This is a genomic window from Allobosea sp. (assembly GCF_036675845.1).
Taxonomy (GTDB): Bacteria; Pseudomonadota; Alphaproteobacteria; order Rhizobiales; family Beijerinckiaceae; genus Allobosea.
This window is the reverse complement of the sequence record NZ_JAKFED010000090.1, coordinates 1-14,723: the sequence shown is the minus strand read 5'-3', so window position 1 is coordinate 14,723 and position 14,723 is coordinate 1. Positions and strand designations below refer to the sequence as shown.

At 68.5% G+C, this 14,723-nt stretch carries 15 protein-coding genes; 10 read left to right on the top strand and 5 right to left on the bottom strand.

The annotated features are described in order from the left end of the window. Positions 1-177 precede the first annotated feature (177 nt). From V6M56_RS10610 to V6M56_RS10600, 3 genes are all read left to right on the top strand, one after another. Positions 178-1,311, top strand: coding sequence for a DUF2778 domain-containing protein (locus tag V6M56_RS10610; protein ID WP_332683512.1), 1,134 nt, complete (start codon positions 178-180; stop codon positions 1,309-1,311). A 120-nt stretch (positions 1,312-1,431) separates the two neighbouring features. Continuing rightward, a complete protein-coding gene (locus V6M56_RS10605) occupies positions 1,432-1,836 on the top strand; it encodes a DUF6152 family protein (RefSeq protein ID WP_332683516.1) in 405 nt (134 codons plus the stop codon). Positions 1,837-1,844: 8 nt separating this feature from the next. Next, positions 1,845-2,312, top strand: a complete 468-nt coding sequence (locus tag V6M56_RS10600) for a DUF6644 family protein (RefSeq protein WP_332683510.1) — start codon at positions 1,845-1,847, stop codon at positions 2,310-2,312. Positions 2,313-2,795: 483 nt separating this feature from the next. Here V6M56_RS10600 and topA read toward each other — a convergent pair whose 3' ends face one another. After that, positions 2,796-5,444 (bottom strand): type I DNA topoisomerase, encoded by a 2,649-nt coding sequence (gene topA, locus V6M56_RS10590; protein ID WP_332683508.1) that lies wholly within the window; start codon positions 5,442-5,444, stop codon positions 2,796-2,798. Between the two features lie 219 nt (positions 5,445-5,663). On the opposite strand from topA, the gene panB reads away from it, so the two are divergent. The 5 genes from panB (at position 5,664) to dprA (ending at position 10,923) form a co-directional block, all read left to right on the top strand. Continuing rightward, positions 5,664-6,485, top strand: a complete 822-nt coding sequence (gene panB, locus V6M56_RS10585; RefSeq protein ID WP_332683506.1) for a 3-methyl-2-oxobutanoate hydroxymethyltransferase — start codon at positions 5,664-5,666, stop codon at positions 6,483-6,485. A gap of 166 nt (positions 6,486-6,651) precedes the next feature. Further along, positions 6,652-7,596 carry an aspartate carbamoyltransferase catalytic subunit gene (locus tag V6M56_RS10580; protein WP_332683505.1) on the top strand — a complete coding sequence of 315 codons (945 nt, stop codon included), beginning with the start codon at positions 6,652-6,654 and terminating at the stop codon, positions 7,594-7,596. 53 nt (positions 7,597-7,649) lie between these two features. Then, positions 7,650-8,954, top strand: a complete 1,305-nt coding sequence (pyrC, locus tag V6M56_RS10575; protein WP_332683503.1) for a dihydroorotase — start codon at positions 7,650-7,652, stop codon at positions 8,952-8,954. Between the two features lie 130 nt (positions 8,955-9,084). Then, positions 9,085-9,708, top strand: coding sequence for a glycerol-3-phosphate 1-O-acyltransferase PlsY (gene plsY / locus V6M56_RS10570; RefSeq protein WP_332683501.1), 624 nt, complete (start codon positions 9,085-9,087; stop codon positions 9,706-9,708). A 6-nt stretch (positions 9,709-9,714) separates the two neighbouring features. Next, entirely contained in the window at positions 9,715-10,923 is a 1,209-nt protein-coding gene (gene dprA, locus V6M56_RS10565) for a DNA-processing protein DprA (protein WP_332683499.1), read from the top strand. 132 nt (positions 10,924-11,055) lie between these two features. Here dprA and V6M56_RS10560 read toward each other — a convergent pair whose 3' ends face one another. Continuing rightward, entirely contained in the window at positions 11,056-11,379 is a 324-nt protein-coding gene (locus tag V6M56_RS10560) for a hypothetical protein (protein WP_332683496.1), read from the bottom strand. Positions 11,380-11,654: 275 nt separating this feature from the next. Between V6M56_RS10560 and V6M56_RS10555 the strand changes: the two genes are divergently transcribed. Further along, on the top strand, positions 11,655-12,041 hold the full coding sequence (locus tag V6M56_RS10555) for a hypothetical protein (RefSeq protein WP_442881131.1): 387 nt from the start codon (positions 11,655-11,657) through the stop codon (positions 12,039-12,041). Positions 12,042-12,207: 166 nt separating this feature from the next. Further along, the gene (locus V6M56_RS10550; protein WP_332683494.1) at positions 12,208-12,558 is read left to right on the top strand and encodes a hypothetical protein; all 351 of its coding nucleotides are present in this window, start codon (positions 12,208-12,210) and stop codon (positions 12,556-12,558) included. Here the strand turns inward: V6M56_RS10550 and ruvX are convergent. The 3 genes from ruvX to V6M56_RS10535 form a co-directional block, all read right to left on the bottom strand. Beyond that, positions 12,543-13,049: a Holliday junction resolvase RuvX gene (gene ruvX / locus V6M56_RS10545; protein WP_332683493.1), complete on the bottom strand. Its 507-nt coding sequence runs from the start codon at positions 13,047-13,049 to the stop codon at positions 12,543-12,545. The genes V6M56_RS10550 and ruvX overlap by 16 nt on opposite strands. Before the next feature lie 52 nt (positions 13,050-13,101). Then, positions 13,102-14,106 carry a tripartite tricarboxylate transporter substrate-binding protein gene (locus V6M56_RS10540; protein ID WP_332683491.1) on the bottom strand — a complete coding sequence of 335 codons (1,005 nt, stop codon included), beginning with the start codon at positions 14,104-14,106 and terminating at the stop codon, positions 13,102-13,104. Positions 14,107-14,182: 76 nt separating this feature from the next. After that, on the bottom strand, positions 14,183-14,723 hold a 541-nt coding region (locus V6M56_RS10535), incomplete at its 5' end, for a GntR family transcriptional regulator (protein ID WP_332683489.1).

Sequence of the window (14,723 nt, the reverse complement as noted above, 5' to 3'; positions counted from 1 at the left end):
TGTCGAATTTCTTCGCCGCGATTCATCCAGGATTAACCAAGCACGCGCTCAATGAAGCCACGAGGTTGGGTGCTCCCCGAAACCAAGGAACCGGCCGGCACGGCCTGATCGCTGGATGCGGACAGGTGGTTGCCGTTGCGGCCTGGCGGCGCGCTCATGTGTCCCGAGGCGTGGCGTATGCGTTATTCGAACAGGTCGGCCGGCTATGCCTATAGCCTCGGGCGCCGGCGCCGTTACGGCCCCTTCATGCGCCTCGCCATCCTGTTTGCGCTTGGGGCCGGCGTGATGGCCGGCGTCTCGACCTGGTCGGAAAAGCCGGCCGAGCGCGGCGCCGCCGGAAGCCCGCCCGTCCAGATGCAGGCGCGGACCCTGCCACCGAAGGCAGTTCCCGGTGAGAGCGGCAGGTCGACGCCGTTGCTGCGGCCCGACTATGTCGCGGGCTATGTTCCGCACTCCTTGGCGCAGAGCGCGCCGCTGCCTGGGAGCTTCCAGCCGAGGACGCAGGCGGCGAGCCTGGCCGCGTTGGACCCCGAGACCACGGGGTCGATCGCGCCGGCCGAGCCATTGAGCCCCAGCGGAGCGACCGCTCTCGCGCCGGTCCAGCCGGCGATCGAGCCGTCGCAGAAGATCGCGCTGACCGCACCCTTGCCGATTCCGCGTCCGTCGGATCTGAAGCTGCCGACGCCGCCCGAGCCACGCGTCATGGCGCGAGAGGCCTCACGGCGGAGCAAGGATGTCCTCGCCAAGGTCGAACCCGCCGACAACCGGTCCTTCCTGGAGAGGATCTTCGGCGTCAAGGCGCCCAGTTCGGGCACGAAGCTCGCCTATGCGGCGCCTGAGGACGAGATCACCCAACGCGGCCGTGGCAGCGGCCTGACCGTCGTGCCGGCTCCTGCGCCGTCGCCGCTGGCTTCTCCGGTCACGGCCGGTGCGAAGACCGCGGTCTACGATATCAGCGCGCGCACGGTCTATCTGCCGAATGGCGAGCGGCTGGAGGCCAATTCCGGCCTCGGCGAGAAGATGAACGATCTGCGCTACGTCCATGTCCGGATGCACGGGCCGACGCCGCCGCATGTCTACGACCTGACCGAGCGCGAGTCCCTGTTCCACGGCGTGCGCGCGATCCGCATGCATCCGGTCGGCGGCGCGGCCAAGATCTTCGGCCGGACCGGCCTGCTGGTGCACAGCTACCTGCTCGGCCCGCGCGGCGATTCCAATGGCTGCGTCTCGGTCAAGGACTATGACCGCTTCCTGCAGGCCTTCCTCAGGGGCGAGATCAACCGCCTCGTCGTGGTCGGGGGCCGGAGCTGAGGTCCCGCAAGGCTGATCGGATCGTGAACCGGGGCGATGGAATGCCGTCATGGGCATGGCGTCGTCGGGCGGTATAGTTCCGGCCTGTCGCCAAAGACCACAGAGGGGAGCCGAGCCATGATGCATCGCAGCTTTCGCCTTCCGACCTCCCGCCGCAGCCTGATCTGCTTTTCGCTGGCCGCAGCCGTGCTCGTCGGCGGGCCGGTCCTCGCCCATCACGGCTGGTCCTGGGCCGAGGGCGAGCAGATGGAGCTCAAGGGCACGATCCGCAGCATCTCCATGGCGCCGCCGCATCCGATGCTGATGGTCGCCGCAACCGACGGCAAGCTCTGGCAGGTCGATCTCGGCAACCCCAACCAGACGGCGCGCTCGGGCTTCACCGGTGACACCGCCAAGCCCGGCGATGCGGTGACGGCCATCGGAAACCGGCATCTCGACAAGAGCAAGGCCCATATGAAGGCGGTGCGGATCGTGCTGTCGGGCAAGAACTACGACATGTATCCGGAGCGGATCCGCACGAACTGACGCGGCCGATGGATGTCGTCGCCGGCCTTGCGGCCTGGCCGGGAGCCGCGCTGATCCGGCAGTCCGGCACGGCCTATCTCTTCGTCAATGCGGCCCATATCCTCGGGATCGGGCTGCTCGTCGGCGCGATCCTGCCGCTCGACCTGCGACTGCTCGGCTTCTTCCGCACCGCGCCGCTGGCGGCGATCGGAGACTTCCTGTCGCGCGCCGCGGCGTTCGGGCTGGCTCTGGCGCTGACAACCGGCTTCTGGCTGTTCACCGTCAAGCCGGCCGAATACCTCGCCAATGACGCCTTTCTCTGGAAACTCGGATTGCTCGCTCTCGCCATGGTCAATATCGGGCTGCAGCATGCCGGCGGCTTTCGCAAGGCGCTCGCGGCGGGCGAGGTCACGGCCGCGATACGCATCCGGGCGGCGGCTTCGACGATGCTCTGGCTGGGGGCGCTGCTGGCCGGGCGCTGGATCGGGTTTCTATAGGAGGGCGGATATGGCGGCAGGACATCCCGGGCTCGGGCGCTGGAGCATGGGTTGCGCGGCCGCCTTCCTGCTCGCCATGGCGATGCCCGCGGGTGCCGAGGTGCGCTTCGGCAACAATGTCCGTATCGGCGGGCATGACGCTTCGAACCAGCGCTTCGACCGCCGGAACCGCGGCGCCTACCACATCCATGAAGGCAGGCCGCGCAATCCGGCTGCAGCTGGCGCGCCGACGGCCGGGGCGGGCGGGTCAAGACCTGCCATCTGCAGCGGATCAGGCGGCGCTGAGAGCTTGCTGATTCTCGGCGGAAGCACGGCGTCATTCTGGGGCGGCCCGCAGGGTCGTGCCCGGAACCCATAAACACCATGGCTGTCCAGCAGGGCCGCGCTCCGCCTCGCGCAAGATCCTGGCTGTTCAGTGTTCATGGGTTCCGGGCTCTTCGCTTCGCGAAGCCCCGGAATGACCTGTGCCTGTAAATCCGACTGTCAGCCTTCGGCTGCCTTGGCCTTCTTCGCCGCGGGCTTGGTGCTCGTCTTCGCAGCGGCCTTCTTCGCCGGAGCCTTGGCCTTAGCCGGAGCCTTGGTCGTCCGCGCGCCGCCCTTGCCGCCGCCGGCTGCTGCCTTGGCGTTGACGAGCTCGATTGCCTGCTCCGGCGTGATCGCCTCCTGCGTCAGCGTCTTGGGCAGGGTGGCGTTGACCTTGCCCCAGTTGACATAAGGCCCGTATTTGCCGGCACGCACCACCATCTTGCCGCCGGCCGGGTGGTCGCCGAGCTCGCGGCCGGGAGTGGCGGAGGCGCCGAAGCGCCGGCCGCCGGCGCCGCTCTCTTTGGCGACGATCAGGTCGATGGCGCGGTTGGCGCCGATCTCGAGGATGTCGTCGGTCTTGTCGATATTGGCGTAGGTCTTGCCGTGCTGGACGTAAGGCCCGTAGCGGCCGATGCCGGCCAGGATCGGCTCGCCGCTCTCGGGGTGCTTCGCCACCTCCTTGGGCAAGGCGAGCAAGGCGAGCGCCTTCTCGAGGTCGAGCGAGGCCGCGCTCTGGCCCTTGGGCAGGCTCTGGCGCTTCGGCTTCTCGCCCTCGCCGAGCTGGGCGTAAGGACCGAAGCGGCCGTCGCGGACGGTGACGTCGAGCCCGGTCACCGGGTCCTTGCCGAGGATACGCACGCCGGGTGCGGCCTGGCCGCCCTCGGCCGTCGCCTCGCCGTCGGCGGCGGAGACGGTCAGCGGCCTTGTGTAGCGGCATTCCGGATAGTTCGAGCAGCCGACGAAGGCGCCGAACTTGCCGAGCTTGAGCGAGAGCGTGCCGGTGCCACAGACCTGGCAGGAGCGCGGATCGCCGCCATCGCCGCGGGCCGGGAAGACATGCGCGCCGAGGATGCCGTTCAGCGCCTCGAGAACCTCGGTGACGCGCAGCTCCTTGGTGCCGGCGATCGCCTTGGTGAACTCCTCCCAGAACTCGCGCAGCAGCGCCTTCCAGTCGATCTCGGCATTGGATACGCGGTCGAGCTTCTCCTCCAGGCTCGCCGTGAAGTCGAACTCGACATAGCGCTTGAAGAAGCTCTCGAGGAAGGCCGTGACCAGCATGCCCTTGTCCTCGGGCACCAGCCGCTTCTTCTCGATGCGGACATATTCGCGGTCGCGCAGCGTGCCGAGCGTCGCGGCATAGGTCGAGGGCCGGCCGATGCCGAGCTCTTCCATGCGCTTGACCAGGCTGGCTTCCGAGAAGCGCGGCGGCGGCTCGGTGAAGTGCTGGTCGGCGGCGATGGCGCGCTTCTCCAGCGGATCGCCAGCCTTCATCGGCGGCAGCTTCTTTGAGTCCTCGTCCTCCTCGTCGTCGCGGCTCTCCTGATAGAGCGTCAGGAAGCCGTCGAAGAGCACGACCTGGCCGGTGGCGCGCAGGTCGAGCGTGCGGGCGCCCACCTTGGCGGCGATGTCGACCGTGGTGCGCTCCAGCGAGGCCGACTCCATCTGGCTCGCAATGGTGCGCTTCCAGATCAGCTCGTAGAGCTTCGCCTGCTCAGGTTCGAGATGGCGCGCGACCATGGCCGGCAGGCGACCGAGATCGGTCGGGCGGATCGCTTCATGCGCTTCCTGGGCGTTCTTCGCCTTGACCGTGTATTTGCGCGGCACGCCGGGAACATATCTGTCGCCGAACTCCTTGCCGATGACGCGGCGGGCGGCGGCGATGGCGCTGCCGTCCATGTCGACGCCGTCGGTCCGCATATAGGTGATCAGGCCGACGGTCTCGCCACCGATATCGGCGCCCTCATAGAGCCGCTGCGCCAGCTGCATGGTGCGGGCCGGGGCGAGGCCGAGCTTGCGCGAGGCCTCCTGTTGCAGGGTCGAGGTCTGGAAGGGCGGGTAGGGGTGGCGCTTGACCGGCTTGGCCTCGACCTCGGCGACGTTGAAGGCAGCCGTTTCGAGCGCGACCTTGAAGGCGGCCGCTTCCTCGCCGGTGCCGATGTCGAGCCGTGTGATCTTCTTGCCGTCGGCGCCGGTGAGGCGGGCGTCGAAGGTCGCGCCGGTGCCGGTCGCCAGCGTCGCTACGAGCGACCAGTATTCGCGGGCCCGGAAGGCCTCGATCTCGCGCTCGCGGTCGCAGACCAGACGCAGCGCCACCGACTGGACACGCCCGGCCGAGCGGGCGCCCGGCAATTTGCGCCAGAGCACCGGCGAGAGCGTGAAGCCGACGAGATAGTCGAGGGCGCGGCGCGCCAGATAGGCGTCGACCAGCGCCTGGTCGATCTGGCGCGGATTGGCCAGCGCGGTCTGCACCGCTTCCTTGGTGACGGCGTTGAAGGTGACGCGCTCGACCGGGATGCCCTTGATGGCGCGCTTCTGGTTCAGCGCCTCCAGCACATGCCAGGAGATCGCCTCGCCCTCGCGATCCGGGTCGGTCGCCAGGATGATCTTCTCGGCGTTCCGTGCGGCCTTGGCGATCTCGGCGACCTGCTTGGCGCCGCGCCCTTCGGTTTCCCAGAGCATGGCGAAGTCGTTCTCCGGATCGACCGAGCCGTCCTTGGCCGGCAGGTCGCGGATGTGCCCGAACGAGGCGATCACCTCGTAATCCGAGCCCAGATACTTGTTGATCGTCTTGGCCTTGGCCGGCGACTCGACGACGAGGAGCTTCATGATGCGAATACTCGATGAACAGCCTCCGACACCGCGCACCCGGCCGGAATGGCGGCAGGCGCGGCAGGCGAAAGCTCCGAAGGTTCGGAATTGCGCGCGAAAGTGGTTCAGCCCGCCGCTGCTGTCAAACGGCGATTATGCTTTGTGTCAAGCGGAGAACGGGGTAGGGCGCTCCCGCAACTGCGAAGTGGGCAGTGCAGCAAAAGTGGGGAAGCGCCGATGTCCGTTCAAGTCCGCATCAGCCGCCTGACCGCGCAGGATATCCGCCGGCGCAAATCGGCCGAACCTATCGTCTCGCTGACTGCCTATACCGCACCGATGGCGGCATTGGTCGACGAGGTCGCGGACTTCATCCTGGTCGGCGACTCACTCGGCATGGTGATCTACGGGCTCGACAGCACCGTCCCGGTGACGCTGGAGATGATGATCCTGCACGGGCAGGCGGTGATGCGGGCGACACGCAAGGCGCTCATCGTCGTCGACATGCCGTTCGGCTCGTATGAGGAGAGCCGGGAGCAAGCCCTGCGCAGCGCGGCGCGGGTTCTGAAGGAGACCGGCTGCGGCGCGGTGAAGCTCGAAGGCGGGGCCCGCATGGCCGAGACGGTGCGCTTCCTGGTCGAGCGCGGCGTTCCGGTGATGGGGCATGTCGGCCTGACGCCGCAGGCGGTCAACACGCTCGGCGGCTTCAAGGCGCAAGGGCGCGACAGGGCGGAATGGCCGGCGATCCTGGCGGATGCCGAGGCGATCGCGCAGGCGGGTGCCTTCGCGATCGTGGTCGAGGCGGTCGCCGAGCCGCTGGCGGCCGAGATCACGCGCCGGATCGCAGTGCCGACCATCGGCATCGGCGCTTCTGCCGCCTGTGACGGTCAGGTCCTGGTGCTGGACGACATGCTCGGCCTGACCGGGCGCGTGCCAAAATTCGTCAAGACCTATGGCGACCTCGCCGGGCAGGTCCGCGCCGCGCTCGCCACCTATGCGGACGAAGTGAAGGCGCGCCAGTTCCCGGGGCCGGCGCATGTCTATTCGCTGAAGGCGGAGTGAGGCACTGCCTTCGACACGATTCCGGCTAGCCACCGCTCGGCCCTTGCGGGGGGCGGCCCCGGAATGACGGCGCGGGCCGATTTCAAGGCGCGGCGCTTTAACCCTGTGCAGCGCCCCGCCCGCCATCTTGCGCACGGGGTGGGGGGCGCTTACACAGCCTGCTTTAATGACATCGCCAGCGCCCCTCTATCCGCACCGTCACCTCCTCGGAATCGAGGGGCTATCGCATCTGGATATCGAGGCGCTGCTCGACCGGGCCGAGGCTTATGTCGCGTTGTCGCGGCAGGTCGAGAAGAAGACCGCGACCCTGCGCGGACGCACCCAGATCAACCTGTTCTTCGAGCCCTCCACCCGGACGCAGGCCTCGTTCGAGCTGGCGGGCAAGCGGCTCGGCGCCGACGTGATGAACATGTCGGTCGGTTCCTCTTCGGTGAAAAAGGGCGAGACGCTGATCGACACGGCGGCGACGCTGAATGCGATGCGCCCCGACATCCTGGTGGTGCGCCATCATGCGGCCGGCGCCGTCAACCTGCTCGCCCGCAAGGTCGGCTGCTCGGTGGTGAACGCCGGCGACGGCGCCCATGAGCATCCGACGCAGGCCCTGCTCGACGCGCTGACCATCCGCCGTAACAAGGGGCGGATCATGGGCCTGACCGTCGCGATCTGCGGCGACATCCTGCATTCGCGCGTCGCACGCTCCAACATCATCCTGCTCAACGCGCTGGGCGCCAAGGTCAGGCTGATCGCGCCCTCGACCCTGTTGCCGCCGGGCGTCGAGCGCATGGGCGTCGAAGTCTTCCGCGACATGCGCAAGGGGCTCGAGGGCGTCGACATCGTGATGATGCTGCGCCTGCAGCTCGAGCGCATGAACGGCGCCTTCGTGCCATCCCCCAAGGAATATTTCCGCTATTTCGGGCTCGATCGCGAGAAGCTCGCCTTGGCGGCGCCCGACGCGCTGGTGATGCATCCGGGGCCGATGAATCGCGGCGTCGAAATCTCCTCCGAGGTGGCCGACGGCGCGCAATCGCTGATCCGCGAGCAGGTCGAGATGGGCGTCGCGGTCCGGATGGCGGTGCTCGACGCGCTTTCCCAGCATCTGCCCAATGGCTGAGGCGATGGAACGTCACGTCTCGCGCTTCCGGCTCGGGCCGAAAGGAAACTCCGATGTCTGAGGCCCGCGACATCGCCATCACGGGAGCGACGCTGGTCGATCCGGCCAGCGGCCGGGAGGAGCGCGGCTCGCTCCTGCTGCGCGACGGCGTGATCGCCTCGGTCGCCTGGGGCGAGATGGCGCCGGCACTGCCCGAAGGCGTCGAGCGGATCGAGGCGCGCGGCCTCGTCCTGGCGCCGGGGCTCGTCGACCTGCGCGCCTTCCTCGGCGAACCCGGCGCGGAGTTCCGCGAGACGCTCGGCACCGGCTCGCATGCCGCGGCCGCCGGCGGCGTCACCACCGTGCTCTGCCGGCCGGATACCGATCCGCCGGTCGACGACCCCTCGGTGATCGACTTCATCAAGCGTCGGGCGCGCGACAAGGCGATCGTCAACGTGCTGCCGGCAGCGGCGCTGACCAAGGGGCTGGCCGGCAAGGAGATCACCGAGTTCGGCCTGTTGCTGGAGGCCGGTGCGGTTGCCTTCAGCGACGGGGCGAAAGCCGTGCGGAACCCGCAGGTGATGCGGCGGGCGATGATCTATGCCCGCGATTTCGACGCTCTCCTGATCAACCATGTAGAGGACCCGGAGCTGCGCGGCGACGGGGTGATGAACCAGGGCGAGTTCGCCAGCCGCAAGGGCCTGCCGGGCATCCCGATCGAGGCCGAGACGGTGATGCTGGAGCGCGACATCCGGCTCGCCCGCGCCACGGGCGCCCGCTACCACGCGGCGATGATCTCCTGCGCCGACTCGCTCGATCTGATCCGCCGGGCCAAGGCCGACGGGCTCGGCGTGACCTGCGGCGTCTCGATCAACAACCTGACCCTGAACGAGAACGATGTCGGCGAGTACCGGACCTTCTGCAAGGTCTCGCCGCCGCTGCGCCATGAGGACGAGCGCCTCGCCATGGTCGAGGGCGTCGCGGAGGGGCTGATCGACGTGATCGTCTCCGATCACGACCCCCAGGATGTCGAGACCAAGCGCCAGCCCTTCGCCGAAGCCGCCAATGGCGCGCTCGGCATCGAGACCCTGCTGCCAGCGGCTTTGCGCCTGTTCCATGCCGGGCAGATCGGCCTGCCTGCGCTCTTTGCGGCGCTGTCGGGCCGGCCGGCCGGCATTCTCGGCCTCGGTTGCGGCCGGCTCGCGCCCGGCGCACCGGCCGACCTCATCCTGCTCGATCCGGATGCGCCCTTCGTGGTCGACAAGCGCCTGCTGAAATCGCGCGCCAAGAACTCGCCCTTCGACGAGGCCCGCCTGCAGGGGCTGGTGCAGCTGACCCTGGTCGGCGGGGTTCCGGTCTATCGCGGGGAACTGGTCTAGCGCCGGACGCGCGCCGCGCAGAAGGCCATGGCGGCTTCATCCCATTTTCCACGGCAGGAACCATGCGAAAACCGGTTCCCACTTTCCGGAATCCTGCTCTAAGCTGCAACAAGGGGGCTGGGGAGGCTCTATGGCTGAAACGTTGAGCTGGGCGCTGTCCGGCCCGCAGGGCATCATCGCGCTCGCTTTGGGCTATCTGCTCGGCTCGATCCCGTTCGGCATGGTCCTGACGCGGCTCGCCGGCGGGCCTGACCTGCGCAGCATCGGCTCGGGCAATATCGGCGCGACCAATGTGCTGCGCACCGGCAACAAGAAGCTCGCGGCGCTGACGCTGGTCGGCGATATGCTGAAGGGCACGGCCGCGGTCCTGCTCGCAGGCTATCTGCTCGGCGGCAAGAACGCCGCGCTGGTCGCCGCGCTCGGGGCCTTCCTGGGGCATCTCTTCCCGGTCTGGCTGCGCTTCAAGGGCGGCAAGGGCGTCGCCACCTATCTCGGCATCCTGATCGGGCTGAAATGGCCGGTGGCGGTGACCTTCGCCGCGATCTGGCTGAGCATCGCCTATCTCAGCCGCTATTCCTCGCTCTCGGCCCTGGTCGCGACGCTGCTGACGCCGCTGCTGCTCTGGTTCTGGGTGCGCGAGCCGCAGATGGCCGGCATGATGGCTGTGCTCTCGCTGCTGCTCTGGTTCATGCACCGGGAGAACATTTCGCGCCTGCTGACGGGCCGCGAAGGCAAGATCGGCCAGAAGGGATAGCGCCCGATGCAGGGACCGGCTCTCGACGATCGGCAGCGCCTGGAATGGCTGCGCCTGATCCGCAGCGAGAGCATCGGCCCGCGCACCTTCCGGGCCCTGCTCAACCGCTTCGGCGGCGCAGGCGCGGCGCTCGCGGCGCTGCCCGATCTCGCCCGCGAGGCCGGACGCTCCGTGCGGCTCTGCTCCGCCGCCGAGGCCGAGCGCGAGTTCGCGGCGCTGCGACGGCGCGGCGCGCGATTGATAGCGCTGGGCGAAGCGGATTATCCGCTGCCCTTGCAGGCAATCGATTCGGCGCCGCCGCTGCTTTCGGTCGCCGGCGATCCGACCGTGCTGAACCGCCCTTGCGTCGCCATCGTCGGCTCGCGCAACGCTTCCGCCGCCGGGCTGAAGCTCACCGCCAGGCTCGCCCGCGAGCTTGGCGAAGCCGGCTTCGTCGTCGTGTCCGGCCTGGCGCGCGGCATCGACACGGCGGCGCATCAGGCCAGCCTCGAAAACGGCACCGTGGCCGTGCTGGCGGGCGGGCTGGACGAGGTCTATCCGCCGCAGAACATCCCATTGCTGGAGCGCCTGTGCGAAGGCGGCGCCGCGGTCAGCGAGATGCCGATCGGCTGGGCGCCGCGCGGCCGCGACTTCCCACGCCGCAACCGGCTGGTCTCGGGGCTGGCGCTCGGCACGGTGGTGGTCGAGGCGGCACGCAAATCGGGCTCGCTGATCACGGCCAGATTCGCCAACGAGCAGGGGCGGCAGGTCTTCGCCGTGCCCGGCTCGCCGCTCGACCCGCGGGCCGAGGGCGGCAACCACATGATCCGCGAAGGCGCGACCCTGTGCGCCGAGGCGGCGCATGTGGTCGAGGTGCTGGCGCCGATGCTGCGGCGTGGCGACCTGTTCGGCTCCGCGCCCTTCCTGGCGCGCGAGGAGGGGGCCGATTCCGCGGCCTCGCAGGCGCTCTGGGATGAGCTTGATCTGCCGGAGGTCTCGGCTGCGCCCAGCCTCGACCTCCGGCCCGTGCCGTTCGGCATTGCCGAGACGGCGCCGGATGCCGGCGATCGCAAGGCGAGGCTGCTCGGCCTGCTCGGTGCAGCGCCGATCGGGCTGGACGATCTCGTCCGGGCCAGCGGCGAGCCGGCCCGCGCGGTCAGCCAGCTGGTCTTCGATCTCGAGCTGGAGGGCGCCGTGCAGCGCCACGCCGGCGGAGCGCTCTCGCGACGCCTCTGAGCGCGGACCGACGCGGCGGCGAAATTCAGCGCTCGCGTTCGCGGCGCGCCTCCGCCCGTGCCGGTTCGAGGGCCCCCGTCGTCGTGCTGGGATGACGCGGCGTTTCGATAGAGAGGTGCGCGCTGTCGGCTGTCACTCGCGGATCGTATCGGGGGCGCGCTTGGGTCCGTTCTTGTAGCCCTCGCGGGCGCGTTTCGTGATCCCCGCTTCCAGGCGGGTCATGTCGATGAAGTAGGCCAGGCTGTCGAGCCGGGCGGTACGGGCCATCGCGCCGAGCTCGAGGCTGATCTCCTCGATATAGGAAGCAACTTCCAGTTGCATCTCGGCAACGGCCTCGGGAGAGGCTTTCGCGGTCTCGATCTGGGAGGCCTCGCTGTTCACCGAGCTTTCACTCATGGCCTTGCCATCCCTGTGGATTTCGGACGAATGCGCGCGCTTCAGGGGCTGCTGGCTCATGAGTTCTCCGCTCCTCTCCGTCACGCCGATCATCGCCGCGGAACAACGCAACTCACAGGATGATTGCTCCTTGTAATGCGATAATGCAATCTGTGCGTGTATTCAATTCTGCGATCCGGAACCTCTCGGTGACGGCGGCGTTTCCTTTCCAGCCGCAATTCGGCCGCCATTGGTTCAGGCTCCATTCAACGGCCGCGACCTATATCCGGCGGCAAGGGCGGACACCCCGCCGAGAGGAGAGAGCCATGCTTGATTTCAGAAGGAGCCGCCTCGCCGTGACAATGGCCATTGCCGGTAGCGTGATGGCTGCGACGATCGTTCCCGCAATGGCGGAGCAGGGCAGGGCGCCGTCGTTCGACAAGAGCCGACTCGACGCCGCGCAGGTCGACTATTCGCAGTATTACCGTCGTGGCTGGCGCGGCAATCGCGGCGCTGCAGTGGCGGCTGGCATCGGCCTCGGTCTGCTCGGTGCCGGCGCGATCGCAGCGAGCCGGTACCGCTATGCGGAGCCGGTCTATGGCTACGATGATGGCTATGGCTACGAGCCGCGCTACGTCTATGAGGAGCCGGTCTATGTCGCGCCGCGTCGCTATTACGCGCCGCGCTACTACCGCTACGCTCCGGACAATATCCGCGACCCGGCCGGCGGCAGCTATCGCTGACCCTTTGCTTGCGACCGGCTGATTTCCGGCCAGATAGCCTTAAGCAATTCTGAACTCGCGCGATCTAGATTCGCGTGGTCGCCATCGCCGTCCGGCGGTGGCGATTTTTTGGGGCCGGGCGCGCCGGCCCGGCGTCCGGTCGCCGGCATGACCTCGGAGAATGACGATGAACTCCCAGCTGAAGACCTTGCTGACCGGCTGCGGTGCGCTTGCCGTCGCGGCCCTGTGGTCCGGAGCAGCATCAGCCCAGTACTATAATGACGGCTATCAGCGCCCCGGCTATGAGCGGCGCGGCTATGATCGGGGTTATGAGCGCGGCTATGACCGGGGGCGCGATGACCGCCGGTACGATCGTGGCTACGAGCGCGGCTATGAGCGTTCGCAGCGCGACCAGGGCTATGACCGCGGCCGCGGCAACGCCGTCAACCGGATGACGATCGACGAGCAGAAGCAGGCGCTCAAGAACCACCGCGAGGCCCAGAAGAAGGCGATCAAGCGCGGCTATGTGATTCCCTGATCGGGATGCTCGTCCTCCTCGGGCGCCAGCCGGCAAAGCCGGTCGAGCGCGCCCTGCAGGATATAGGCGGCCGCCATCTTGTCGACGACGGCGGCGCGCCTGGCGCGCGAGGCGTCGGCGTCGAGCAGGGTGCGGGTGACGGCGAGCGTCGAGAGCCGCTCGTCCCAGAAGGCGATCGGCAGCGGCGTCAGCGGCATCAGGTTGCGGATGAAGGCGCGCGTCGACTGGACGCGCGGCCCTTCCGAACCGTCCATGTTGAGCGGCAACCCGATGACGAACCCGGCGACGGCGTGCCGGTCGGCGATCTTCAGCAAGGCGGCGGCGTCGAGGCCGAACTTCACGCGCTGGATCGTCTCCAGCGGCGTCGCGATCTGCCGCTCGACGTCGGAGAGCGCCAGCCCGATCGTCTTGGTGCCGAGATCCAGCCCGAGCAGGCGGGCATGCGCCGGCAGGGCGAGGAAACTTTCGAGCGGCACGAGATTGGCGGACATGCTCCGCCGGTAGCACGCGCCGCCCGCGCTTGCGAGCGGCGCGTGCGGTCGATTACTTGACGTCCTGCTGCGCCACGCCGGCAGCCTTCAGCGAGGCCGCCCATTTCGCGATCTCGGCGGCGAAGCGCTTGGCATGCGCCTCGCGGGTCCATTCGGCCTCCGGGAAGGCGCCGGTGCCGACCGCCTTGAAGCGTTCGAGCACGTTCGCGTCCTTGAGCGCCAGCTTGAGCGCGCCGTTGAGCTTGTCGAGCGCGGCGGCGGGCGTGCCCTTGGGGGCGTAGAGGCCGTGCCAGATCGTCATGTCGAGATCGGTCCCGGCCTCGCGCGCGGTCGGCGTGTTCGGCAGCACGTCGAGCCGTTCGGCCGAGGTCACCGCATAGGCGCGGATCTTGTCGCCCTGGATCTGCGGCACCGCGGTGGTCGACTGGTCGCAGAGCACGTCGACCTGGCCGGCGACGAGATCGTTCATGGCCGGGCCGGTGCCGCGATAGGCGACCTGGGCGAACTTCACGCCCAGCGCCTGCGACAACAGCACGGCGCACAGATGCGAGTTCGAACCGACGCCGGCATGGGCGACGGTGAGCTTGTCGGCCTGCAGTTTGGCGAAGGGGAAGAAGGCCTTGCCGTCGACCGGCGGCAGAGCGAGCTTGCCGGCGACGACCATCGGGCCGGTATTGATCAGGCCGATGGGAGCGAAGGCGGTCTGCGTATCATAGCCGAGATTGTTGTAGAGCGAGGGCGCCGCCGCCAAAGCGAGATGGTGGATCAGCATGGTGTGGCCGTCGGCCTCCGCCGCGACCAGCCGTTTGGCGCCGGCCGTGCCGCCGGCGCCGGCGACGTTCTCGACGACGACCTGCTGACCCAGCGTCCGGCCCATATGCTCACCGAGCAGGCGGGCGATCACGTCGCTGGGGCCGCCCGCCGCGAAGGGCACGATCAGGGTGACCGGCTTGCTCGGGAAGCTCTGCGCCGCGGCCGGGCTGCAAAGCCCGAGTGCCATCAGGCCGGCGAGCGCGCCACGGCGCGTTGCCAGCAATCTCGTGAAAACTGCGATCATTCATTTCCTCCGGTTACGTTTGACCGCTCTGCGGCGGCTTGCTTGAAAAAGTGCTGTCTCTACCGCTCCGCTCGCCTCAGCGCAGATCGGAAAGGTAGTGGACCTCCTGTGTCAGGCAAAGGCTGAGCCGGCGCTCGACCGGCATTCCGTCGAGCGAGAGGGCGAGCCGGTCGATCTGCAGGGCCGGGTCGCCGGCCGCGACGCCGAGCGCGGCGGCATCCTCGTGCCCCAGTGCCACCGCTTTCAGGCGCTCGCGCGCATGGGCGATCGTCACGCCGTAACGACCTGCAAAAAGGCTGTAGAGATTGTTCGGGATCGGCCCGGTCTCGAGACCCGGGAAGAGCCGCTGCGGCAGGCTCAGCGTCTCGACGATCAGCGGCGTCCCGCCGAAGGAACGCAGGCGCCGGATGCGGATGACATTGTCGCTCGCGCCGAGATCGAGTGCCTCCCGCTCGGCCGCGTCGGCGAGGCCGATGGCGGTGCTGAGGACGACACTGTCGGGGAAGCGCGGCGCGCCCTGATCGGGCGCGAGCTTGAAGAACTGGAACAGGATGCGGCGCTCGTCATGCTCGGCGACGAAGGTGCCGCGGCCCTGGCGGCGGACCACCAGGTTCTCG

What these genes read in the sequence shown, in the direction of transcription:
- dprA (WP_332683499.1), top strand. Translation starts at nt 9,715, where the DNA reads ATGCAGGGACCGGCTCTCGACGATCGGCAGCGCCTGGAATGGCTGCGC.
- panB (WP_332683506.1), top strand. Translation starts at nt 5,664, where the DNA reads ATGTCCGTTCAAGTCCGCATCAGCCGCCTGACCGCGCAGGATATCCGC.
- V6M56_RS10560 (WP_332683496.1), bottom strand. Translation starts at nt 11,379, where the DNA reads ATGAGCCAGCAGCCCCTGAAGCGCGCGCATTCGTCCGAAATCCACAGG.
- topA (WP_332683508.1), bottom strand. Translation starts at nt 5,444, where the DNA reads ATGAAGCTCCTCGTCGTCGAGTCGCCGGCCAAGGCCAAGACGATCAAC.
- V6M56_RS10540 (WP_332683491.1), bottom strand. Translation starts at nt 14,106, where the DNA reads ATGATCGCAGTTTTCACGAGATTGCTGGCAACGCGCCGTGGCGCGCTC.
- V6M56_RS10605 (WP_332683516.1), top strand. Translation starts at nt 1,432, where the DNA reads ATGCATCGCAGCTTTCGCCTTCCGACCTCCCGCCGCAGCCTGATCTGC.
- V6M56_RS10610 (WP_332683512.1), top strand. Translation starts at nt 178, where the DNA reads ATGCGTTATTCGAACAGGTCGGCCGGCTATGCCTATAGCCTCGGGCGC.
- V6M56_RS10600 (WP_332683510.1), top strand. Translation starts at nt 1,845, where the DNA reads ATGGATGTCGTCGCCGGCCTTGCGGCCTGGCCGGGAGCCGCGCTGATC.
- V6M56_RS10580 (WP_332683505.1), top strand. Translation starts at nt 6,652, where the DNA reads ATGACATCGCCAGCGCCCCTCTATCCGCACCGTCACCTCCTCGGAATC.
- V6M56_RS10550 (WP_332683494.1), top strand. Translation starts at nt 12,208, where the DNA reads ATGAACTCCCAGCTGAAGACCTTGCTGACCGGCTGCGGTGCGCTTGCC.
- plsY (WP_332683501.1), top strand. Translation starts at nt 9,085, where the DNA reads ATGGCTGAAACGTTGAGCTGGGCGCTGTCCGGCCCGCAGGGCATCATC.
- ruvX (WP_332683493.1), bottom strand. Translation starts at nt 13,049, where the DNA reads ATGTCCGCCAATCTCGTGCCGCTCGAAAGTTTCCTCGCCCTGCCGGCG.
- pyrC (WP_332683503.1), top strand. Translation starts at nt 7,650, where the DNA reads ATGTCTGAGGCCCGCGACATCGCCATCACGGGAGCGACGCTGGTCGAT.